This window comes from Bacteroides sp. NSJ-48 (assembly GCF_014287405.1).
In the GTDB taxonomy this organism is placed as follows: domain Bacteria; phylum Bacteroidota; class Bacteroidia; order Bacteroidales; family Bacteroidaceae; genus Bacteroides; species Bacteroides stercoris.
In genome coordinates this window covers 14,322-35,597 of the sequence record NZ_JACOOD010000017.1, presented here as the reverse complement: position 1 = coordinate 35,597, position 21,276 = coordinate 14,322, and the positions used below count along the sequence as shown (strand labels likewise).

At 48.7% G+C, this 21,276-nt stretch carries 20 protein-coding genes; 6 read left to right on the top strand and 14 right to left on the bottom strand.

All coding sequences use genetic code 11. The features are described from left to right. Positions 1 to 34 precede the first annotated feature (34 nt). The gene (locus H8S52_RS09980; RefSeq protein WP_186909727.1) at positions 35 to 1,180 is read left to right on the top strand and encodes an acyltransferase; all 1,146 of its coding nucleotides are present in this window, start codon (positions 35 to 37) and stop codon (positions 1,178 to 1,180) included. Positions 1,181 to 1,297: 117 nt separating this feature from the next. Here the strand turns inward: H8S52_RS09980 and H8S52_RS09975 are convergent, their stop codons facing one another. From H8S52_RS09975 to H8S52_RS09920, 12 genes are all read right to left on the bottom strand, one after another. Next, positions 1,298 to 1,726, bottom strand: coding sequence for an Hsp20/alpha crystallin family protein (locus H8S52_RS09975; protein WP_175456010.1), 429 nt, complete (start codon positions 1,724 to 1,726; stop codon positions 1,298 to 1,300). Positions 1,727 to 1,974: 248 nt separating this feature from the next. Continuing rightward, positions 1,975 to 2,442, bottom strand: a complete 468-nt coding sequence (locus tag H8S52_RS09970) for a hypothetical protein (RefSeq protein ID WP_117941618.1) — start codon at positions 2,440 to 2,442, stop codon at positions 1,975 to 1,977. 54 nt (positions 2,443 to 2,496) lie between these two features. After that, positions 2,497 to 2,883 carry a GxxExxY protein gene (locus H8S52_RS09965; protein WP_016662836.1) on the bottom strand — a complete coding sequence of 129 codons (387 nt, stop codon included), beginning with the start codon at positions 2,881 to 2,883 and terminating at the stop codon, positions 2,497 to 2,499. Positions 2,884 to 2,935: 52 nt separating this feature from the next. Beyond that, on the bottom strand, positions 2,936 to 4,282 hold the full coding sequence (locus H8S52_RS09960; RefSeq protein WP_186909726.1) for a GNAT family N-acetyltransferase: 1,347 nt from the start codon (positions 4,280 to 4,282) through the stop codon (positions 2,936 to 2,938). 75 nt (positions 4,283 to 4,357) lie between these two features. After that, positions 4,358 to 4,786, bottom strand: a complete 429-nt coding sequence (locus H8S52_RS09955; protein ID WP_186909725.1) for a hypothetical protein — start codon at positions 4,784 to 4,786, stop codon at positions 4,358 to 4,360. A 560-nt stretch (positions 4,787 to 5,346) separates the two neighbouring features. Then, on the bottom strand, positions 5,347 to 7,014 hold the full coding sequence (locus H8S52_RS09950) for a long-chain fatty acid--CoA ligase (protein WP_186909724.1): 1,668 nt from the start codon (positions 7,012 to 7,014) through the stop codon (positions 5,347 to 5,349). A 233-nt stretch (positions 7,015 to 7,247) separates the two neighbouring features. Continuing rightward, complete coding sequence (locus H8S52_RS09945) at positions 7,248 to 8,702, bottom strand: potassium/proton antiporter (RefSeq protein WP_117857918.1); 1,455 nt, start codon at positions 8,700 to 8,702, stop codon at positions 7,248 to 7,250. 94 nt (positions 8,703 to 8,796) lie between these two features. Then, positions 8,797 to 10,200 carry a PAS domain-containing sensor histidine kinase gene (locus H8S52_RS09940; RefSeq protein WP_186909723.1) on the bottom strand — a complete coding sequence of 468 codons (1,404 nt, stop codon included), beginning with the start codon at positions 10,198 to 10,200 and terminating at the stop codon, positions 8,797 to 8,799. Then, the gene (locus H8S52_RS09935; RefSeq protein WP_186909722.1) at positions 10,190 to 11,533 is read right to left on the bottom strand and encodes a sigma-54 dependent transcriptional regulator; all 1,344 of its coding nucleotides are present in this window, start codon (positions 11,531 to 11,533) and stop codon (positions 10,190 to 10,192) included. The genes H8S52_RS09940 and H8S52_RS09935 overlap by 11 nt, the downstream gene beginning before the upstream one ends. Positions 11,534 to 11,625: 92 nt before the next feature. Further along, the gene (locus tag H8S52_RS09930; protein ID WP_186909721.1) at positions 11,626 to 11,898 is read right to left on the bottom strand and encodes a hypothetical protein; all 273 of its coding nucleotides are present in this window, start codon (positions 11,896 to 11,898) and stop codon (positions 11,626 to 11,628) included. Positions 11,899 to 11,912: 14 nt separating this feature from the next. Then, complete coding sequence (locus tag H8S52_RS09925) at positions 11,913 to 12,653, bottom strand: hypothetical protein (RefSeq protein ID WP_117666540.1); 741 nt, start codon at positions 12,651 to 12,653, stop codon at positions 11,913 to 11,915. Further along, positions 12,628 to 13,437, bottom strand: coding sequence for a metallophosphoesterase (locus tag H8S52_RS09920; protein WP_117955421.1), 810 nt, complete (start codon positions 13,435 to 13,437; stop codon positions 12,628 to 12,630). The genes H8S52_RS09925 and H8S52_RS09920 overlap by 26 nt, the downstream gene beginning before the upstream one ends. Positions 13,438 to 13,861: 424 nt before the next feature. Here H8S52_RS09920 and H8S52_RS09915 point away from each other — a divergent pair, with 424 nt between their 5' ends. After that, positions 13,862 to 16,177 carry an ABC transporter permease gene (locus H8S52_RS09915; protein ID WP_186909720.1) on the top strand — a complete coding sequence of 772 codons (2,316 nt, stop codon included), beginning with the start codon at positions 13,862 to 13,864 and terminating at the stop codon, positions 16,175 to 16,177. Between the two features lie 30 nt (positions 16,178 to 16,207). Then, positions 16,208 to 16,891 carry an ABC transporter ATP-binding protein gene (locus H8S52_RS09910; protein WP_016662847.1) on the top strand — a complete coding sequence of 228 codons (684 nt, stop codon included), beginning with the start codon at positions 16,208 to 16,210 and terminating at the stop codon, positions 16,889 to 16,891. A gap of 3 nt (positions 16,892 to 16,894) precedes the next feature. Here the strand turns inward: H8S52_RS09910 and H8S52_RS09905 are convergent, their stop codons facing one another. Beyond that, a complete protein-coding gene (locus tag H8S52_RS09905; protein ID WP_060386163.1) occupies positions 16,895 to 18,247 on the bottom strand; it encodes an MATE family efflux transporter in 1,353 nt (450 codons plus the stop codon). 129 nt (positions 18,248 to 18,376) lie between these two features. Here H8S52_RS09905 and H8S52_RS09900 point away from each other — a divergent pair, with 129 nt between their 5' ends. The 3 genes from H8S52_RS09900 (at position 18,377) to H8S52_RS09890 (ending at position 20,869) form a co-directional block, all read left to right on the top strand. After that, positions 18,377 to 19,024, top strand: a complete 648-nt coding sequence (locus H8S52_RS09900; RefSeq protein WP_117906921.1) for an HAD family phosphatase — start codon at positions 18,377 to 18,379, stop codon at positions 19,022 to 19,024. A gap of 65 nt (positions 19,025 to 19,089) precedes the next feature. After that, the gene (panB, locus tag H8S52_RS09895; RefSeq protein WP_005656658.1) at positions 19,090 to 19,911 is read left to right on the top strand and encodes a 3-methyl-2-oxobutanoate hydroxymethyltransferase; all 822 of its coding nucleotides are present in this window, start codon (positions 19,090 to 19,092) and stop codon (positions 19,909 to 19,911) included. Next, positions 19,892 to 20,869: an MFS transporter gene (locus H8S52_RS09890; RefSeq protein WP_117857910.1), complete on the top strand. Its 978-nt coding sequence runs from the start codon at positions 19,892 to 19,894 to the stop codon at positions 20,867 to 20,869. The genes panB and H8S52_RS09890 overlap by 20 nt, the downstream gene beginning before the upstream one ends. A 9-nt stretch (positions 20,870 to 20,878) precedes the next feature. Here the strand turns inward: H8S52_RS09890 and H8S52_RS09885 are convergent, their stop codons facing one another. After that, positions 20,879 to 21,235, bottom strand: a complete 357-nt coding sequence (locus tag H8S52_RS09885; protein WP_016662851.1) for a diacylglycerol kinase family protein — start codon at positions 21,233 to 21,235, stop codon at positions 20,879 to 20,881. Positions 21,236 to 21,276 lie beyond the last annotated feature (41 nt).

Here is a 21,276-nt window from a genome sequence, read left to right as displayed (position 1 = left end):
TTTGCAAGTACATATAATTAATATCTTATACCGAATGAACACGCAAAACTCTTATCTTGCTTCAAAGCCGCATTACGAGATACTCGACGGGCTTCGTGGCGTAGCTGCCGTAATGGTAGTCGCTTTTCATCTGCTGGAAGCGCATTCCGGCGGCAATCACTTGGAACAAATTATCAATCACGGTTACCTGGCTGTAGATTTTTTCTTTATGCTTTCCGGTTTTGTTATCGGTTATGCTTATGACGACCGCTGGAGCAGGATGAGCATCGGTACTTTCTTCAAGCGGCGTATTATCCGTTTGCATCCTATGGTGATAGTGGGAAGCATAGTAGGTGCGATATATTTTTATTTTCAGGAGTCGTCCTGCTTTCCGGCTATACAGGATACATCGGTAGGGACTATGCTGCTGGTAATGCTGTTGGGGTGTACGCTGCTTCCGCTTCCTTTGAAATGGGACATTCGCGGCTGGACCGAGATGCATCCGCTCAACGGACCGGCGTGGTCGCTTTACTACGAATACATAGGCAATATTCTTTATGCATTGTTCATCCGTAAGTTCAGCAAGACAGCTTTGTCCGTTCTCGTTGTTGTGGCGGGATGTTTTACGGTGCACCTTTGTCTTACCGCACCTGCGGGTGATATTGTCGGCGGCTGGGCGTTGAATTGGGAGCAGCAGTACGTAGGGCTTGTCCGGTTGATGTATCCTTTCTTTGGCGGATTACTGCTGTCCCGTCTGGGGTGGCTTGTTCGTATTGAGAAGCGTGCGTTCTGGTGGTGCAGTCTGATGATTGTGGCAGTTTTGGCATTTCCCCGTCTGGGCGGTGAAAATCATTATTGGATGAACGGACTCTATGAGGCCTGCTGCATTCTTTTTGTCTTTCCTGTGATTGTGTCCATGGGGGCGGGAGGTAAGGTGACGGGCAAACGTTCTACCGCTGTGTGCAAGTTTCTGGGAGATATTTCGTATCCGGTATACATAACGCATTATCCGTTGGTGTATACCTACACGGCATGGGTGTGCAATAATAATGCTACTTTAGCGGAAGGCATTCCTTATATGATACTGACCTTTGCCGGTGCTTTCGTGCTTGCCTATGCCTGTCTGAAACTCTATGACGAACCTATACGCAAATGGCTGACAGACCGATTCCTGAAAGGAAAGAAAGCTGTTAAAAGTTAGTTCTCGTGTAGTGAGGTAAACGCATGTACAATGTAATCCAGTTCAGGTATGATAAAAAAGTCCCGATGCAGTTTATTCAGAATCTGCACCGGGACTTTTCTCTAATTACCAGTTATCTTATTTTACGTCAATGAATCTTTTGGCCTTTTCTTTTTCCTGTTCGGAAAACTTCGGCAAGTCTATGTTCAATACGCCGTTTTCTACTTGGGCGGAAATCTTTTCTTTGTCTACATCGTCCGGAAGGATCATTGTCTGTTGGAATTTGGAGTATGAGAATTCGCGACGCAGATAGCGGCCTTCTTTCTTCTCTTCCTTGTTTTCCGTTTTCTTCTCCATGCTGATGACCAAGTTGTTTTCTTCGTCGATATGGACGTTGAAGTCTTCTTTGGTCATTCCGGGAGCTGCCAACTCTACCTTGTATTCCTTTTCTGTTTCAAATACGTTAATGGCGGGGGCCGTTGCATTGGCTTTTACCATCCAATCGTTATCAAAGAAATCGTTAAAGATACTTGGTAACCAATTCTGAGTTCTTCTTACAGGCATCATAATCATAGTCTCCTATCTTTAAAAAGTTATACATTCGGTTTGTTCTGAACCTCGGCTTTCGATGTTCCCCGATGTTTACCTTTCGGCTTTCATCGTCTGTATCTTGAACCGTTGTTCACTTACTGTTATGGCAAACTGTATGCCAACAGGTTTGTACTCACTTTATTGACTAATTGTCATTGTTGGGCTGACTATTTTACCTGTATAATGCCAATATTGCTATCTTTTTATTTAAAATTGATTGAATTTCATACTAATTTAAAACGCATTCGCCAGCGCTTGCTTTCTTCGTCCCAGTCGTGGCTGATAATTTTGAAAGTTCCTATCTCGGAAGTGTTGGCAACGTGTGTACCGATGCAAAGGCATTCGTCATAATCACCGACTTTTACTATACGTACGGTTTCCGAAGCGTCTTCGGGTAACCGTTCCAAATCGAACCGTCCTTTGGCTTCTGCCTGAGTGATGAACTCGGTAGTGACAGGCAGATGCCGTGCTATCACTTCATTTACCGCTTTTTCCAGACTCTCTATTTGTTCTTCTGTGGGGCAGGCGTTGAGCCGATAATCCAATTTACTTTTTTTGCGTTCTATATGAGCGGAGACGGAACGGCCGCAACCGAATAATCTGATCATTGTCTGATTAATGATGTGTTCGGTGGTATGCATAGGTGCGATTGACACATCCTGAAACTTGGGGGCTGCTTGATTTATTTCCATAATAGATAAATTTTTATTGCTTTGAGACATAAGAACAAAAGAACAAATTTTTTCTTATGCGTAATTTTTATGTTTATATTCTCTGAATTTCCTTTTTATTTCGATACGTTCACCACCAAAGTTTATTAATAAGCCGTGGTCTGTATTGGTAGCGGTTAAGTAATTTACTAATTGTGTTTCGTGTATAGGAAGAAGATGCTGTACCGCTTTAAGTTCAATGATTATTTCTCCTTCTACGATTATGTCCGCTCTAAATTCTCCAACAATTTCATTTTTGTAATATACATTTATAGGAGTTTCTGTATCTGCATGAATACTTTTTTCTTTTAATTCTATTATCAATGCTTTCTGATAAACATTCTCGAGAAAACCTGCTGCAAGGTGTATTCTTACATTATAAGCACACTGAATAACAGCTTTTATCAAATTTTCTATTTCCATGTTTTCTTTTTGTTCTTATGTTCTTTTGTCTAAAAAAATAAGAGAATGTGTCTCATCTGTCTGCATGGGGCGGGTATTCCTGTTTGTTGTGCTCATTGAGTTTCGCTTGTTGTTTCATAAGTTCTTCTTTTAAAATACTGTATACATGTATGTCCGCATATTCTCCCGAAGCCAATAACTCTCCGGCCCGTTCCGTTCCTTCAAGGCGGAAGCCAAGCCGGACGGGAATGCCGTTACTTGCTACATTGCCTGTGGCACAACGTATCTGTATGCGTTTTATGTTTTTGGTTTCGACGGCCCATCGGCATAAGCAGCGGACACAATCGGTCATGATGCCCTGATGCTGGTATTCGGGCAGAAGCCAGTAACCGATTTCCGTGCGGTGATTGGCAAAGTCGGAAAAATGAAAACCTATCAGTCCGCAAATTTCATTCTCTCTGTTCCAAATACCGAATATAGGTTCGTAGCTGTCGGCAGGGGCGGAGAGGACTCCTTTCAGAAAGTTTTCCTCATCGGCTACGGACTTCAGGTTGTCTACAAAAGGCAACCATGTCCGCATATAGTCGCGGTGGGTATCTATGGCACGATATATGGCAGCGGCATCTTCTACCGTTACTTCACGCAGCACAATATCCGGACGGATTTCAAAAGATACATTTAAATGGTTGAAAGGCTTTGTCTCTTTCTGCCTGCCTTGTATCCTTTCCTTGAGTTTGCTCCAGGCATGCGTGTCGAACAGGCAGCTTTCGCGCATGGTGTGATACATCTCCTTGAACCGGGACATCGGAATGGTGAAGCTTAATAACTCTGCCTCGAAATGAGGACGGACAGACGGGTCGAAGAATCCCAAAAAGGTTCGTTTGCCTTGTTTCCGGTTTTCAAGGATAGTCTGAGTTACTACGGAACAACAGCCCGAACCGAAAGGAGCTGATACGGCATCCGTTGCATTGCTGTCGAAAAAAGCCCATGTGGCAAGTCCTGCCAGCATGTCCGGCGTGGCAAGAAACAATATGCCTTCCACTTTGTCGAAAGAACCAATCTTGTCGATTCGTGCAAAGTGCAGGTAGGCTTTTTCCGCTTTAGGCACTTGCAATTCCTGTATGAAGTCAACAACCATATCGGGTGTTTTCTTGTATTTCTCTTTCAAAGAGACGAAGCCGGGCACATGTTCCGGCATATCCGTGAAGCCTGTGTAGAACTTGCCGCCTCCACAGCCTATTGTTTCGGCATTGAGGCTGATTGTTTTTCCGTTTCTTACTTGCGCCATGCTTTTAAAAAAGCACCCGTTTACTTTCTCTGCCGGAGCTTCCGGTTGGTCGGAGTACCAAAATACGATGGGAAGTTCGGCCTGCTGCCCGAAAGCTTCCCGATAATTGCCTATAAACGTATGTATATCCATTCCCTTCTATTTTTCACCAAAGATAATTAATATTCCGGGAATTTCTTTTCCGGTATGCGAAAATACGGTTTTATGCTAACCGAGCAGCGCCATATAAGCCAGTTCTCCGATGATAAACAAGCTGACTGCACCTATCAGAACCGCTTCGCCCAGCAAATACCCTAATGCTGCATGCAAAATTGTACAGTGGTATTTGGATATTTCGCTATGATGCCGATGCCGCCAAGCTATCATTCCACACAAGGCGGGAGCAACGAACATCAGGAATATGAATCCCGCTGTCGATGCTCCCGACCACATGCCGCTTATTCCTAACAGAATTTCCATGAGCAAAGTTCCGCAGATAAGAAAAAGCATGAATAAGGAGAATTTCGGAATGGCAGTTATCTGCTCTCTGCGCATTTTACGGATTAATCGTATGTAGGCTACTACTCCTGCAATGGGCAATGCAAGAAGAAAAAGAAGGATGATAGTGGCCGTTATATAGGACAAGATTATCTTCATTTTCGGTAAATATTATTTTTCTTTTCCAAACAGTAAGTACATATAATTAGTTAATGGCGTATTCCATTGATACAAACTGATTTAAACTATTTGCTTCTCTCAAATTAAAAGGTGCTGACGAGAACCTTTGATGCAAATATATAAGAAAGAAAATATAAAACCAAACAACCGATTGGTTTTTGAAAAATAAGAAAGAAAAACCGGAAAAGTGGCTGGAAAATTAATCAGGAGTGGACAGGAAAACCGGGAGTGTTATAATTGTTTCTGAATACGAGATAATTATTATTCCCGTTAAAGCATGCTATAAATAGCGGAAATGGTGGTAAAAGGCACTGCAACGTAAAAAAGATGATTCCGAAAAAGAAGCGGATGAAATACATGGGCATAAAAAAAGGAGTACCGCTGTACTCCAACCTTTGTTAACCTTAAATCTAATACTATAAAAAACACGTTGCAAAGATACGGACATTTGATAAATCTGCAAATTATTTATGAAAAAAAGCATGTTTTATAACACTTCTTATAAAATCATGCTTTCCTCTATATCTTTTTTAAGAATTTCAGCCTTTGGCTTCCTGATACATAAAGCGTTTGATACTCTTCTTGGCGGTCTTTTCAAACTCCTCGAAGTGTATTTTTACTTTGGTAATCTGGCAATATGCCGGCAGAAGCAGGTTCAGTTCGTTCCGGTTGGCTTCCATTGCCTTTTCTATATCGGCTTGTTGCAGGCCGTGGGCAAAGGCATCGTCGAAGTCTGGATAAATCAGGGCTACGAGTTTGTCATGCTGCAATACGATCAACGATTCCGAGACGTAAGGCATGTTATTCAGTTTGCTTTCTATCTCTTCGGGATAGATGTTCTGTCCGCTGGAAGTGAGAAGCATATTCTTGCTACGCCCGCGTACGGTAACGTAGCCGTCGGCATCCATTGTGGCGAGGTCGCCAGTGTGCAGCCAGCCGTTGACATCTATGATTTGGGAAGTGGCTTCGGCATTCTTGTAATAGCCCAGCATAAGGTTGCTTCCCCGGCAGATGATTTCGCCCGCTACATGCTGAGGATCGGGAGAGTCTATCTTTACTTCCATGCGGGTGGTGGCTTTTCCGCAAGAGGCCAGTTTCAAGGTTTCCCAACGGCTGGAACAGATGATAGGACCGCATTCCGTCATGCCGTAGGCAATGGTGTAGGGGAAGCCTATCTGTTTGAGGAAGCGTTCCACGTCGGCGTTGAAGGGTGCGCCGCCGATGATGATTTCATCGAAATTGCCGCCGAAGACATCCATAGCCTTTTTGCGCATGTCCGCTTTTATCTTATCGTTGACGATAGGCATCCGTAGCAGCAGCTTGCCTATCTTGTTGTCTATGAGTGGCAGGATGTTTTTCTTGATAATCTTCTCTACGATGAGCGGCACGCAGGATATGACGCGCGGCTTGATTTCGGAAAATGACTGCGCGATAATCTTTGGCGACGGCATGCGGGTGAGGAAATAAAGGTGTGCACCTGCCGAGAAACCGTAAAGAAAATCGTAGACCATGCCGAAAACATGCCCCAGAGGGAGCATGGATACGATATGGTCGCCGGGACGTACGGGCAGCATTTCGTGGCAATAGGCTATATTGGACCATAAGCTGCGGTAGGGCAGCATCACGCCTTTGGAATAGCCGGTAGTGCCGGACGTATAATTGATAACCGCCAGCTCTTCGGGCGACTGTTCTTTGCGGTAGCAGATATGTTCGGGACGGAAGTTCTTGGGATAGCGCGTGCCGTAGATGGCGTTGCGGTGTTCGAAAGCTTCCATGAGCCGTTCGTCCCGGCAGACAACTGGAGTAAAATCCGTCAGCAAGACAACTCCCATGAGCAACGGCATGGCTTCTTCGTTCAAGTTCTCCCAAGCCCGGTCGCCGACAAAAAGGAGTTTGGCTTCGGAGTGGTTGACGATATTATGTATGTTGTCTGCCTTGAATTCGTGAAGAATAGGAACGATTACAGCACCATAAGTCACTGTTGCCAGAAAGCAAACCGCCCAATGGGCGCTGTTACGACCGCATACAGCTATTTTATCACCGGGCTGGATGCCGGCGCTTTCCAATACGATATGAAATTTAGCGATCTTGCGGGCAACATCTTTATATTGTAGGGTTATTCCTTGATAGTCTGTCAGAGCGTTTCTGTCCCAGTTTTGTATGATGCTTTGTTCGATATAGTCGATGAACAGTTGTTCTTGTTCCATGCGTATATTTGCACACTTTAGTTAAAACTGCGCAAATATAGGGCTTATAGTGATGCAAAGCAAGTGGTTTAAAGTTTTTTTCATGAGGGTATATCAAATTAAAAATCGCTTGCTATTTGTTTTTTAGGCACGGGATTACGCAGGTTTCACGGAAAAAGAATAAAGAAAATCTGTGTTTTCCGTATAATTCCGTGCCTAAAAAAACATCAAGTGTATTTTCTCCCTCTTATTTCCTATTCTTTGGTCTTTTCAGAAATAAGCAGTAGCTTGTCTCCCACATGAAGTTTCAGAGTGCCGTTGGGTATCAGGTATTCGTTGTTGCGCTTCACTATCATAACGAGAGTTCCCTGGGGCAGGTTCATGTCTTTGAGGGTATCGCCTTTCGCGTCGAGCATCTCCCGGGTGACGGTTACATCGCGCAGGTCGGAGTCGATATCTTCGGGCAGTTCCACTCCGAAGTCGTTACCCGTCTTTTCCATCGGGGTGGAAAGCCCCATGATACGTGCTGCTTTAGAGACGGTAGTACCTTGGATGACGAGCGAGAGGATGGTGATGAAGAACACGATGTTGAAGATTACATCTGCTCCCGGCACACCTGCCACTACCGGATAGGTAGCGAAGATAATGGGAACCGCGCCTCGCAACCCTACCCAGGACACAAACAGCCTGGACTTCATATTGATACGTTTCCCGAACGGGAGCAGGCAGAGGAATACGCTGAGCGGACGTCCTATGACAATCATGAATACGCCGATGAGCAATGCCACGACTGCCACTTCCAGCATTTCGTGCGGGTTCACCAGCAGGCCGAGACAGAGGAACATGATAATCTGGAAAAGCCATGTCAGTCCATCCATAAACGTGTAAATCTCCTTGCGGTGCATGATTTTGTTGTTACCCACCATCATGCCGGCAATGTAGACGGCGAGGTAGCCGTTGCCTTTCATCAGGTCGGTAATGGAGAAGGTAAAGAATACGAACGACAACAGCAGAATGGGGTAGAGCGACTGGTTGTCTATATTCAGCCTGTTGAGCATAAGGATGGCCAGCTTGCCCAGCAGATAGCCGGCGGCAGCACCTACTACAAATTGTATCACGAAAGAGAAAGCTATCTGCGAAGCACCCATACCTGAGGACTGGATGAGCTGGATAAGTACGACAGTCAGCATATAGGCCATCGGGTCGTTGCTTCCGCTTTCCAACTCCAGCATGGGACGCAGGTTGTGCTTCAGGTTCATCTTCTGCGAGCGCAGGATGGCGAATACCGATGCCGAGTCCGTAGACGACATGGTGGAAGCCAACAGCAGGGAGGTGATGAGCGGCAGGTGGATATTGGTCCAGCTCATGCCCGACAACCACCATATAAACAGTCCGGTAAACAGCGCCGTCAGTAGCACACCGAAAGTAGACAGTACAATACCGGGGGAGAGGATAGGCTTGATTTCGGTGAACTTGGTATCCATTCCGCCCGAAAACAGGATAATGCTCAAGGCCACCATACCGATGAACTGCGCTTCTTTGGCGTTATGGAATTGCAGTCCGAGTCCGTCGCTGCCGAAAAGCATGCCCACCACAAGAAAAAGTAACAAGGCGGGAACTCCGAAACGGTAACCGGTTTTGCCTACGATGATGCTGACAAAAAGTAAAATAGAACCTACAAGTAAAATGTTTTCGGCTGTAAATAGCATAAATAGTGTGTTATGAGTTTTATTGGAAAATGCTTTTCGTACCTTTGTGTACAAAGATATTCATTCTTGACAACAAAACCAAAACTTAATTGGTTCAATTAAATTTCAATACAAAAGTTGTCTCCTTCCCGGCTATCAGGGAGAGGCTTCCGCCGGATAAGCGCATGATTTGCCGGGAGATGCTCAGTCCGATGCCGCTTCCGTTCTCTTTGGTGGTGAAGAAAGGAATAAAGATATGCCCGGCAATGTCCGGGGGGATGGCAGGACCGTTGTTGGATATTTCTATCAGTACGGCTTCGGCTTCGTTGCAGTAGGCGCGTATGTTGATGTGTTTTTCCGTAGTCGCTGCGCTTGTTTCCGCATTTGTCCCCGTTGCTGCCGTAGCACCCGTTTCAAAAGCCTGTATGGCATTTTTCAGTAAGTTTATGATGACTTGCGAAATGAGGTTTTCGTCGGCATAGAGTATTAAATCGTCGGGAACGATGGAAACATTGCACGTAACCGGGGTATCGGGATATTGATGCCGCGCCAGTTCCGCCATACGGTTGATGAAGCCTTTGAGGTAGAACAAGGACGGTTCGGGGGTGGGGATGCGCGTAAACCTGCGGTAGGATTCTACAAAAGCGAGCAATCCTTTGCCTGTGGTACTGATTGTTTGCAGGCCGTGCCGCATCTCTTCTTTCGATATTCGGGCTTCGGTCAGTTTCAGCAGGGTGTCGCTCAGGGAAGTGATGGGGGTTACGGCGTTCATGATTTCGTGGGTCAGCACGCGTGTAAGGCGTATCCAGGAGTCTATCTCCTTTTCGTCCAGTTCGTTGTTGATGTCGTTCAGGGCGAGGATGCGCAGGTGCTCTTGGCGTACGGTGATGTCGCTGACGCGGACAGATAGGTTTACGGTTCCGCGTTCGTTGCCGAATGCCGCCTGGAACTTGTCGCCGGGACGGCAGGCGGTGAGCGTATCCGTCAGATGGGCATCCACGCGCGACAGTTGGCGGACGTGCGTAAATACTTCCAGTCCGAGCAGGCGCAGGGCTTCGTTGTTCTTTTGATAGACGGCTCCGTTGTCGTTCAGCACGACGATACCGGTATTAACGCAGTCGAGGATAAGCTCGTAGTACTTCTCCCGTTGGGCGGTTTCACTCTTTACATTATGCAGGATACGGGCTACGCGGTTCAGCGAACGGTTTACGAGGCGGTTGTCTTCGGTTCCGTCCGTTTCGGAGAAGTGAACGGAAGTATCACTGTTCTCAATGGCGTCGAGCATGAAAAGAACTTTACGGGTGTGGCGGCGGTACAACCGTTGCTGCCAGTATACTGTCAAAGAAAGAAGCACGGTGAACAGGACAGCCCAGAGCAGAGGGTCGCCCCAACCATGCGCGCCCGGCGGCTTCAGAAAGAACAGCGTCCACATTATTCCGGCGGCCGCGGCTGTGAGCAGGCTGACGATAGTCCGGAAAACGTAATATTGGCTGATATCCTTAGGTTTCTCAAAGCCCATACTTCTTCATTTTATTGTAAAGCGTCTGCCGGGTAATTCCCAGTTGCGAGGCCACCGCCGAGAGATTGCCGCCGCATTTGTCCAGCGTGCGGCGTATCATTTGCTTTTCCATGTCTTCAAGAGTGGATGCGGCGGGCATTTCCGGGGCTTCGTTCCTGCGTTGTAACTGGAACAATCCGGCAGAGAGGTATGCACCGTCGCAGATGATAACGGCCTTTTCAATGGCATGTTCCAGTTCGCGGATGTTGCCGGACCAGGGGTGCAGCATCAGCTTCTCCCGCGCCGCATTGTCCAGACGCAAGGCCGGCTTCCCGTATTGTTTGCAGAAACGTGTGATGAAACGCTCTGCCAGCGGGATTATATCTTCCTGCCGTTCACGCAGCGCGGGAATTTCAAGATGGATGGTGTTGATGCGGTAGAGCAGGTCTTCACGGAATTCTCCTTTGTCCACCATTTCGGACAGGTTGCGGTTGGTGGCGCAGATAAGGCGGATATCTACGGGAACAGGCGTATTGCTGCCCACCCGCACGATGCTGCGGCGCTGGATGGCGGTCAGCAGTTTGGCTTGCAGGTGATAGGGGAGATTGCCTATTTCATCGAGGAAGAGCGTGCTGTGGTCGGCAACCTCGAACTTTCCGGGACGGTCGGCATGGGCATCGGTGAACGCCCCCTTCACATGGCCGAAAAGCTCGCTTTCAAAAAGGCTTTCGGTAATGGCGCCCATGTCCACGCTTACCATTTCCTTGCGGTAGCGTGCGGAGAGGGCATGTATCTCGCGGGCAAGCATCTCTTTACCCGTGCCGTTCTCGCCGGTGATGAGGATGTTGGCATCGGTGGCCGCTACCTTTTCTACCAGCATGCGAAGCTGCTGCATGATGGGGCTTTCTCCCCAGTACATGGAAGAAGCGGTGCTTGCAGGCGTGGTTGCTGTTTTCTTCCCGGATGCAGGGGCGTTTTGTGCGGCATTTAGCAGGGTTTCCACTAACTTTCCGTTGTCCCAGGGCTTGACGATAAAATCCGTTGCTCCTTCCTTTATCCCCCGTACGGCAAGGTCTATGTCGGCATAGGCGGTGAACAGCACTACGGGGAGCGCCGGATATTGTTTCTTTATTTCGTGCAGCCAGTAAAGCCCCTCGTTTCCGGTATTGATGCCGGATGTGAAATTCATATCAAGAAGCACTGCCTGCCAGGTGTCTTCGCGTAAGGTGGCGGGAAGGGTAACCGGTGAAGAAAGGACGGTTATTTTATCAAAATAAGGCTTCAACAGCAGTTGCAATGCGGTGAGTACGCCGCGATTGTCATCAACGATAAGAATGTTTCCGGATTTCTTCATGGCAGAACGATGTCTTGTTATATTTGTGAGGGCAAATATATTCTATTTTCCCGAGAAAGAAGGGAAAGGAGAGGAATAATTCGGGGACTTTTTCATTGGGCTTTGCTGCCCGGCAAGATACATGGATGTTTTTTTATAAGGAGCGGAAGTAACCAAAGCAGTAGCAGAAGAGGGGCTGCGCTACGTTCCGCCTCAGAGTACATGCCGTACCACGACAAGGTAGGTGTCATACCACGGCATGGTAGGTGCTGTACCACCTCAGGGTACATGCCGTACCATAGCGAGGTACTTCTTGTACCACCGTGGGATACATTTCGTACCACTGCAAGATACAGCCGGCGACCTTGCGGTAACTGTAATTTCACTTGAAAGACATGTCTTACAGCAACTGTAGCTTCACTCCGAAGGACAAGCTCAGGTAATCCTTCGGCTTCAGGTACTTGTTGGTGAATGCACTTACGATGTACAGGTCGCAGGTACTGATTTCGTAGAACAGCGTAATGGCTTTTGCCGTAAATCTGCGGCGCGGGTCGATGTCATACGTAATGCGTTGTCCGAGGAAAGCATGGATGCGTACTTTGGACGAGAAACCGTAGTAGCCTTTCGGATAACGATCCGGTTCGTTCACCCAGAATTCATCGCCGAATACGGTGTTGAAGTACATACCGCAGGTAAGGGGTTCTGCCGAGAACCGGCTTTCCTTGATTTGCAGGCTCCAGGGGATGTAGTTCTGCTTCAAGGTAAATGTCAGTTTGGTGCAGTCGGACTGATATTTAGGCAGGACACCCAGAAAAACATCCGTTTCCCATTGGTTGCGCTTGCCGTAATCCCAACCCGTACCCAGCGAGAGGAGTCCCATATTGCCGGCAAACTGTATCTTGGTGTGTGTCGGAATCAAAGCTTCCCACCGTTTGCGGTAGCGGTGCACGCGCCGGTCGTAACGGCTGTGGCGTGTACGGCCGGTAACGACGGTGTCGGGTTTGCGTTGCAGGTAAACTGTATCGTGCTTTACGATAATCACCGTATCCCGTTCCTGTGCGGAAAGCGGGCTGCACCACAGCAACAGCAGGCAGATGGCGGCGAGTGCCGGCAGATTAGAAATAGACCACTTCGCGCTCATATCCTTCGGGTGTTATGGTGAATACATAGTAGTTGCGGTTCTTCATGCAGTCGCTCATGTAGTACATGATGCCGTCCTCAAAGAGGTTTTCCTCGAAGACGTGGTGCTCGTGGGCAGCAGTGCAGAATTGTATGCCGGGAAATTCGGTTACGTAGCGGTGAAAGACGCGTGCCACGTTATTGTTGAACTGGTCGGCATAGGGGCGTACGTGCATGGACACAACGGTTTTGTCGAATTCGTCCTTGCGGTCGGTAAGCTCTTTTTCGAGGAACGTGAAGTCGGGAATGGGGCGGGAGTAGTCAAACTCCATGGCGTTGGTGTTGAGGCATACAAACTTCACCCGTCCGGCAATGAATGAGAAGTTAGGGTCACCAAATACGGCGCGGTATGTTTCTTCTCCCGTGCCGAGGCAGTCGTGGTTGCCTATCAGGGCTACGTAGGGCACATGGAGCTTGTTCATGATGTCGCGCTGCCACAGAAACTCGTCCGTCACGCCGAAGTCGCTCATGTCACCGCCGTGGATAACGAAGTCGATGTCATCGCGCTTGTTTATCTCTCCCACGAAGTCCAGCGTTTCGTCGTACCAGCGTTGCGAGTCGCCCATGGTCACGAACTTAATCGTTGTTTTGTCCTTGCATTTCTGCTCTATCTCCGCAATATTATGGGCGTTTACATCGGTCTCACCGTTGATGCGTACATCATACGGATGATAGTCTATCATGTCGCAACTGCCCATAAGCAGGCAGAGGAATGACAGGAGCAAAGGTTTATATGGCTTTATCATAACAACTCTATACAGTCTATATCTATGAAAGTTGAATAATCTGTCAGTATATATCTATGGAAACTGAGGGCAAAGGTAAAGTTTTCATTCGATAGAAAAGTTGTCCTATTTTCCGTTTTTCTGTTCTGTAAGTGATGATTTGGCTAATCAGGCCAGGGGTTGCAAAGAATAAATGTCTGTTTATCTGATTTGTAGGCAGGCATTAAGCAGATAGTATTTGATTATTCGGCAGGCTGTGTCTAATTATTGGACGGGTGGTGTCTAATTTTTAGACACCTGTATATGGATTATTTATGCGGGATTACCTGATAATCAAAACTATAACTTCTTTGGCACGCTTTCTGCATTATTATAGGCAGGAAAACATGGCGGCAAGCCATGTATTTCCGATACTGTAGGTTTACGAATTATAAATTAGTATACGATGAAACAAATCTATTATGTCATTCAAACCCTGCTTCGGGGACGCGGCTCGAATATCATCAAGATAATCTCCTTGGGATTAAGCCTGACGATGAGTATCCTGCTGTTCTCCCGCGTGGCGTACGAGCAGAGTTTCGACACCTGCTACAAAGACTACGACAATCTCTACCAAATCTGGTCGGTATTTACCGTTAAGGGCGAGAAGTACCCGCCGCAGGAGCAGAATTGCGGCCCTGTGGCGGGCGCCATATTGGAGAATTTTCCCGAACAGGTGGAAGCTGCTACCAGCACCTGCCATTGGATGAATGCCCCGTTATATAATGAAAACGCCCGTTTTGACGAAAGAAAGATAGTGGCGGATTCACTCTTTTTCAAAACAATGGGTATCGAAGTGCTGAGCGGTAATCCGGTGAAAGACCTTCAGCAGCCCAATGTGATTTTCCTAAGCGACCGCTTTGCCGGGAGAATATTCGGCGGAGAGAATCCGGTGGGAAAGACCGTCAACTACAATCACGAGAAAGACTTTATAGTGAAAGGTACTTATGAGGCATTGCCCGAAAACGCAACCGTCCATCCTGAAGCCGTTATCTCTATGCCCACCTTGTGGAACGACGGAGTCGGCAACTACTCATGGCGCGGGGGAGACAGTTATCCCGAATACATCCGTTTCCGCCCCGGTGCGGACAAGTCGGTAGTGAATGCGCGTATAGACGCTATGATAGAGAAATATCGCCCGGAAGAGGACAAAAAGAAGTATGGCTATACGGCGTTTGTAAAGCCTATCCGTGACACCTACCGCAATTATGAAAGCGTAGAGCGGATGCGTAATATCATGACCGTCCTCGGCCTTGCCATTCTTTTCATTGCGGCGCTGAACTACGTGCTGATTTCCATTTCCTCACTTACATACCGTGCCAAAGCGGTAGGCGTGCATAAATGCAATGGGGCAAGCGGTGGCAAGATATTCGGCATGTTCCTTTTGGAAACGGGGATTATCATTGCGGCGGCATTGCTCCTGATGACTTTGGTGCTGCTGAATTTCCGGGAGTTCTTTGAAGATACCGCTGCGGCGAAACTTTCTTTGCTGCTTGCTCCGGAACGTATCTGGGTTCCGCTGACGGTGGTCGGCATACTGTTTATGGTGGGCGGAGTATTGCCGGGACGTTTGTTTGCCCGTATTCCCGTATCCCAAGTGTTCCGCCGCTATACCGAAGGGAAGAAAGGCTGGAAGCGTCCGCTGCTTTTCATCCAGTTTGCAGGGGTGGCATTCATTTGCGGACTTATGTGCGTGGTGATGGTGCAGTATCAATATGTGCTGAACAAGGATATGGGGTATAATCCACAGCGGATGGCGTTTGCCAATGCCTATTGGAACGAGGATAAAGAGAGTGATGCCGCTCTCCGGTTCTTTAAAGGGCTTCCTTATGTAGAGGCGGTGACCAGCGCCAACAATACGCCTGTCAGCGGATATAGCGGCTCTATGATTCGTGACGCATCGGGCAATGTGCTTTTTTCCACACGTGCCTGTTACTATATGCGGGAGGACTATCCGGCAATGATGGGCATGGCGTTCAAGGCGGGGCGTATGGCACGTACGAAAGATGAGATAATCGTAAATGAAACATTTGCGGATATGATGCATTGGGGAAACGATGCCGTAGGGCGTACCGTTGATGTAGACAATGCTGTACAGATGAAAGTGGCGGGGGTGCTGAAAGATTTCCAGATAGGGGATTTCACGGAAGCCAAGATGCCTTTCGTCGCCCGCTATAATCAACATTTCACGGGGACGGTACATGTCCGTTTGAAAGAACCTTTTGTACAGAACCTGCGGCAACTGAACAAGGATGCAGCTGATGCCTTCGGCAATCAGACCATCGACTTCGTCAGCTATGAAAAGCAGATTACCGATTCCTACAACAGTGTCCGCGTGTTCCGCAATGCCACACTTATGGCGGCCGTAACGATGTTCTTCGTCATGCTGATGGGGCTGATAGGATATACTGCCGATGAAGTATGCCGTCGCGGCAAGGAGATTGCCATCCGCAAGGTCAACGGTGCGGAAGCGTCCTCTATCCTGGAATTGCTTTCCAAAGACGTGCTTGTCGTAGCATTGCCGGCAGTTGTTCTCGGAACCCTTGCATCGTGGTACATCAACGGTATCTGGATGGAGCAGTTTGCCGAGCAGGTTCCTCTCGGTTGGGTTGTATATCTGCTGGTGGTAATCGCCAATCTGGCGGTAATCGTAGGCTGCGTCCTTTGGAAGTCCTGGCGGATAGCCAACGAGAACCCTGTGAACAGTATCAAGAGTGAATAAGAAGCGTATAACATAGAAAAACAAAACAATATGATTAAGATAAACGACATCAGTAAAGTATTCCGTACCTCGGAAGTGGAGACGGTAGCATTGAACCATGTAAACCTCGAAGTGAAAGAAGGGGAATTTGTAGCCATCATGGGCCCGTCCGGTTGCGGCAAGTCTACCTTATTGAATATACTCGGTCTGCTGGACAATCCTACGGAAGGCAGTTATAAGTTGCTTGGGCAGGAAGTGGCGGACCTGAAAGAGAAAGAACGTACCCGCGTGCGCAAAGGCAAGCTGGGATTCGTGTTCCAGAGCTTCAACCTGATAGATGAGCTGAACGTTTACGAAAATGTAGAACTGCCTCTTACCTATTTGGGCGTGAAAGCGGGTGAACGCAAGCGCATGGTAGATGATATCCTGAAACGGATGAACATCAGCCACCGTGCCAAGCACTTTCCGCAACAGCTTTCCGGCGGTCAGCAGCAGCGTGTAGCCATTGCCCGCGCCGTGGTGACGAACCCGAAACTGATTCTTGCCGATGAGCCTACCGGTAACCTGGACTCCAAGAACGGTGCGGAAGTGATGAACCTGCTGACGGAACTGAACCGGGAAGGCACTACCATTGTCATGGTGACGCACTCCCGGCACGATGCCTCGTTTGCACACCGCACGGTACACTTGTTCGACGGCAGCGTGGTGGCGAGCGTAGCCTCGAACGATTTATAAGGATTAAGACTGGAGAGGAGACAACCTCTTCAGTTTCTTTACATATATCCACAGGGCAATGACCGCCGTAACGAATGCAAAGAAGTCCGATACGGGCATACACGTCCAGATACCGTCCAGCCCCATGTAGCGGGGCAGGATAATCAGTCCCGGCAGCAGGTACAACAACTGCCGGGTAAGGGACAGGAATATGCTGATTTTCGCCTTGCCGATGCTTTGGAAGAAGTTGCCGATAACGATTTGCGCACCTACCAGCGGGAACATGGCTATGCCGATACGCACTCCTCTGGAAGCCATGTCAATCAGTTGCCCGTCACTGGTAAAGACAGCCGATACGGCATGCGGAAAGAGTTCGCAGATGATAAAGCCCGTACTGGTGATGCACACGCCCGTAAGGATGCTCAGGCGCAGCGTAGCCTTTACGCGGTCGTACTTCTGTGCTCCGAAGTTGTAGCCCACGATGGGCTGCATGCCCATGGTCAGTCCCAGTACAATCATTACGTACAGCACCAGCAGCCGGTTCATGATGCCGTAAGCGCCGATAGCCATGTCGCCGCCGTAACGTTGCAGGCTGTTGTTGACGATGATGACGATGACGCATGCCGTTACATTCATCAGGAACGGAGACATCCCTATGGAGAAAATGCTGCTGATAATACGCTTTTTCATCTTCCAGAAACCCGGTTGCAAGCGTACGATGCTTGTCTTTTGCAGGAAGTGGCTCACCACCCATATCATGCCGATAAATTGCGAAATGACCGTTGCCGTTGCCGCGCCGCGGATACCCCAGCCGAAGTGGAAGATGAAGATAGGGGCGAGAATAATGTTGCACACCACCGTAACCATCGAAGTCAGCATCGCTTTCTTGGGATACCCCGTGGCACGCATGATGTTGTTTAACCCTATCATTGTATATGTCACCGGCGTACCCAACAGGATTATCTGCATAAAGTTCCGTGCATACGGCAGCGTTTCGTTGCTGGCACCGAAAAAGCGCAGGATTTCGTCCAGGAAGATAAAGGAGATGCCGCCGAACAGGAATGCGTTGACAAGGCACAGCATCAGGGTGTGGTTCAGCACTTCTGTGGCTCCGTCCGTATCTTTCTGCCCCAGACGTATGGATGATATGGTGGAGCCGCCTGCCGAGACTACCGTACAGAAAGCGACCACCAGGTTCATCAGCGGAAAGGTGATGGCAAGCCCGGCAATACCCATGGCGCCTACGCCATGACCGATGAATATACTGTCGATGATATTATATAACGAAGTAATTGTCATACCGATAATGGCAGGGATGGAATACTGCACAAGCAGTTTGCCTATTCGTTCGGTTCCCAAAATGTGCGGATCGTTCATTGGATATACGTCAATTAAGTGTTTGCAAAGATAGTGAAAGCTTCCTATCTTATCAAAAGATAGTGAATATTTGCTCAGTTCGATGATTATTCAGACCTTTGCGCCCGAATATTATATTTGTTTTTTAATATGGATACAACAAAAACAACGGCCGTCCTGTTCGATTTCGACGGAGTGGTAATGGATACCGAAACGCAGTATTCCGTCTTTTGGCATAAAGCGGGAGTGGACTATCTGGGCATGGACGATTTGGAGAGCCGCATAAAGGGGCAGACCATGACCTACATCTACGACACTTTCTTTGCCGGAAAGACAAAGGAACAGCAGGAAATCACCGCCGCCCTCAACGCTTTTGAGCGGGAGATGGCGTATGATTACATCCCCGGTGTGCTCGATTTCATTGCCGACCTGCGCCGTAACCACGTGAAAATGGCGGTTGTCACCAGTTCCAACGACCGGAAAATGGCTGCCGTCTACCGTGCCCGCCCTGAGGTAAGGACTATGTTCGACCGGATTCTTACCGCAGAGATGTTTTCCCGTTCAAAGCCGGCTCCCGACTGTTTCCTGCTCGGTATGGAAGTATTCGGCACGACTCCCGACACCACCTATGTATTCGAGGACTCCTTTAACGGACTGAAAGCGGGCATGGCATCCGAAGCCACCGTGATAGGGCTGGCAACGACCAACTCCCGTGAGGCTATAGCTCCGTTATGTCATTGTGTATTGGATGATTTTACGGGATTCACTTACGATAAAATGCTTCAAGTGCACAAGTAATGGGAAAAAGCGCTAACTTTGCGCGCTATTTTAATTGATAACTCATTAACACATTCATTAAGATTATGGCTGGATATATTTCAGACGACACTCGTAAAGTAACTACGCATCGCCTTGTTGAGATGAAACAGAGAGGCGAAAAAATATCGATGCTGACCTCGTACGACTATACCATGGCGCAGATTGTCGACGGCGCAGGTATGGACGTCATCCTGGTGGGCGACTCCGCTTCCAACGTAATGGCGGGCAACGTGACTACGCTGCCCATAACCCTCGACCAGATGATTTATCATGCCAAGTCCGTCGTGCGCGGCGTAAAGCGCGCAATGGTAGTGGTGGATATGCCTTTCGGCTCTTATCAGGGAAACGAAATGGAAGGTCTTGCATCTGCCATCCGCATCATGAAGGAGAGCCATGCCGATGCCCTGAAACTGGAAGGCGGGGAAGAAATCATCGGTACGGTAAAACGCATTCTCAGCGCAGGTATTCCTATTATGGGACACCTCGGACTGATGCCTCAGTCTATCAACAAGTACGGAACATACACGGTACGCGCCAAGGACGATGCCGAAGCGGAGAAGCTGGTACGCGACGCCCACCTGCTGGAAGAAGCCGGATGCTTTGCCCTTGTACTGGAGAAGATTCCCGCTGCGTTGGCAGAGCGTGTGGCAGGCGAGCTGACTATTCCCGTCATCGGTATCGGCGCCGGTAGCGGTGTGGACGGCCAGGTGCTGGTAGTGCAGGATATGCTGGGCATGAACAACGGTTTCCGCCCCCGTTTCCTGCGCCGTTATGCCGACCTGCATACTGTAATGACCGATGCTATCAGCCATTACATTTCCGATGTGAAGAACTTAGACTTCCCGAATGAGAAAGAACAGTACTGACAGGCTTATGACGCTGAACTTCTGGCGGATGTGCACAGCTAATTTGCTGCTGTTCGCATCCGTCTACATGCTCTTTCCCGTACTTTCGTTCGTAATGCCGGAGCAGTTGGGAATGTCCGTTTCTCGGACAGGCGACATGTTTCTGGCATTCATTGCGGCCATGTTTGCGGCAGGTCCGTTTCATGCCTATCTGTGCGATGAGTATAAGCGGAAGAACGTATTGCTTTCCTCTGCTTTCGTCATGCTGGCTGCAATGGCAGGGTATGCCTTTGCCGACAGCTACCTCAAGCTGATGCTGCTTGCTTCGGTACAGGGCGTATGTTTCGGACTGGCAACGACGGCGGGCATTACGGTGGCTATCGACATTACCACATCTACAAGGCGCAGTGCCGGCAATCTGGTCTATGCGTGGTCTGCCCGGCTGGGTATGCTGGCAGGGGCGTGCGCAGGCTTCCTGCTGTACGACCTTTACGGCTTCCGCACGGTTGTTTATACAGCCGTTGCCGTGGGAGTTCTCGGCATGTATTTCGCATCGAGGGTATATGTGGCTTTCCGTGCGCCTATCGGGTTGAGGCTGTGCAGCCTGGACCGCTTCCTGCTGCCGCGTGCATGGGTTCCTGCACTGAATATGTTGCTGATAGCTTTCGTGCCGGGCGTGTTGCTGCCACTGCTCTATATAGGCGACTACATTGCATTCCTGGCATTGGCGGCGTTGGTGTTTCTGACGCTGCCGTTTACAAGGATGTTCGTAAAACTGTCTCATCACTGCCAGCGGGGAACGGGCAACACGACTTGCTACCTGGTTATGGAAACCGGACTTTTGGCGGGTCTGGCAACGGCTTGCCGCCTGGCAGATGCATTCCTGCTTTACCACGCCGCCGGTGTAGCCGCCATACTTGCCTTGTTCTTCTTCGTCCTGCTGACGTATCCCTACTATAAAAGGAAAAGGGTAAGATAACGTCTGCCTTTAAAGATACGGTATAAAGATTATCAATCCTATAATTGCCGCCGCAACAGCGCACACCAGCACTGCTCCGGCGGCAATGTCTTTTACCTGCCCCGCAACGGGGTGCCGTTCGGGAGATACCAGGTCTACCAGCCTTTCGATAGCGGTGTTGAACAGCTCGGCGGCAATCACCACACCGAAACAGAGGATAACGACTGTCCATTCCGTGCGTGTAATGCCTAAAACAAATCCCGCAAGGGTTACTGCCGTCATGGCAATCAGATGAAAACTCAGGTTCTGCTCCTTGCCTACGCAGCTCCGGATGCCCTGCCAGGCATAACCGAAACTGCGGAGCTGTTTTTTGAAATCGTATCGCATAGTTGGTAAATTGAGTCTTTAGAATTAAAACATTGAGAAAT

Bases quoted from the DNA above. Each gene is read 5' to 3' on its own strand.
- H8S52_RS09945 (WP_117857918.1), bottom strand. From the start codon at position 8,702: ATGCTATTTACAGCCGAAAACATTTTACTTGTAGGTTCTATTTTACTT.
- H8S52_RS09980 (WP_186909727.1), top strand. From the start codon at position 35: ATGAACACGCAAAACTCTTATCTTGCTTCAAAGCCGCATTACGAGATA.
- H8S52_RS09935 (WP_186909722.1), bottom strand. From the start codon at position 11,533: ATGAAGAAATCCGGAAACATTCTTATCGTTGATGACAATCGCGGCGTA.
- H8S52_RS09975 (WP_175456010.1), bottom strand. From the start codon at position 1,726: ATGATGCCTGTAAGAAGAACTCAGAATTGGTTACCAAGTATCTTTAAC.
- H8S52_RS09955 (WP_186909725.1), bottom strand. From the start codon at position 4,786: ATGAAGATAATCTTGTCCTATATAACGGCCACTATCATCCTTCTTTTT.
- H8S52_RS09960 (WP_186909726.1), bottom strand. From the start codon at position 4,282: ATGGATATACATACGTTTATAGGCAATTATCGGGAAGCTTTCGGGCAG.
- H8S52_RS09915 (WP_186909720.1), top strand. From the start codon at position 13,862: ATGAAACAAATCTATTATGTCATTCAAACCCTGCTTCGGGGACGCGGC.
- H8S52_RS09920 (WP_117955421.1), bottom strand. From the start codon at position 13,437: ATGATAAAGCCATATAAACCTTTGCTCCTGTCATTCCTCTGCCTGCTT.
- H8S52_RS09890 (WP_117857910.1), top strand. From the start codon at position 19,892: ATGAGAAAGAACAGTACTGACAGGCTTATGACGCTGAACTTCTGGCGG.
- H8S52_RS09885 (WP_016662851.1), bottom strand. From the start codon at position 21,235: ATGCGATACGATTTCAAAAAACAGCTCCGCAGTTTCGGTTATGCCTGG.
- H8S52_RS09940 (WP_186909723.1), bottom strand. From the start codon at position 10,200: ATGGGCTTTGAGAAACCTAAGGATATCAGCCAATATTACGTTTTCCGG.
- H8S52_RS09970 (WP_117941618.1), bottom strand. From the start codon at position 2,442: ATGGAAATAAATCAAGCAGCCCCCAAGTTTCAGGATGTGTCAATCGCA.
- panB (WP_005656658.1), top strand. From the start codon at position 19,090: ATGGCTGGATATATTTCAGACGACACTCGTAAAGTAACTACGCATCGC.
- H8S52_RS09910 (WP_016662847.1), top strand. From the start codon at position 16,208: ATGATTAAGATAAACGACATCAGTAAAGTATTCCGTACCTCGGAAGTG.
- H8S52_RS09950 (WP_186909724.1), bottom strand. From the start codon at position 7,014: ATGGAACAAGAACAACTGTTCATCGACTATATCGAACAAAGCATCATA.
- H8S52_RS09900 (WP_117906921.1), top strand. From the start codon at position 18,377: ATGGATACAACAAAAACAACGGCCGTCCTGTTCGATTTCGACGGAGTG.
- H8S52_RS09925 (WP_117666540.1), bottom strand. From the start codon at position 12,653: ATGAGCGCGAAGTGGTCTATTTCTAATCTGCCGGCACTCGCCGCCATC.
- H8S52_RS09965 (WP_016662836.1), bottom strand. From the start codon at position 2,883: ATGGAAATAGAAAATTTGATAAAAGCTGTTATTCAGTGTGCTTATAAT.
- H8S52_RS09905 (WP_060386163.1), bottom strand. From the start codon at position 18,247: ATGAACGATCCGCACATTTTGGGAACCGAACGAATAGGCAAACTGCTT.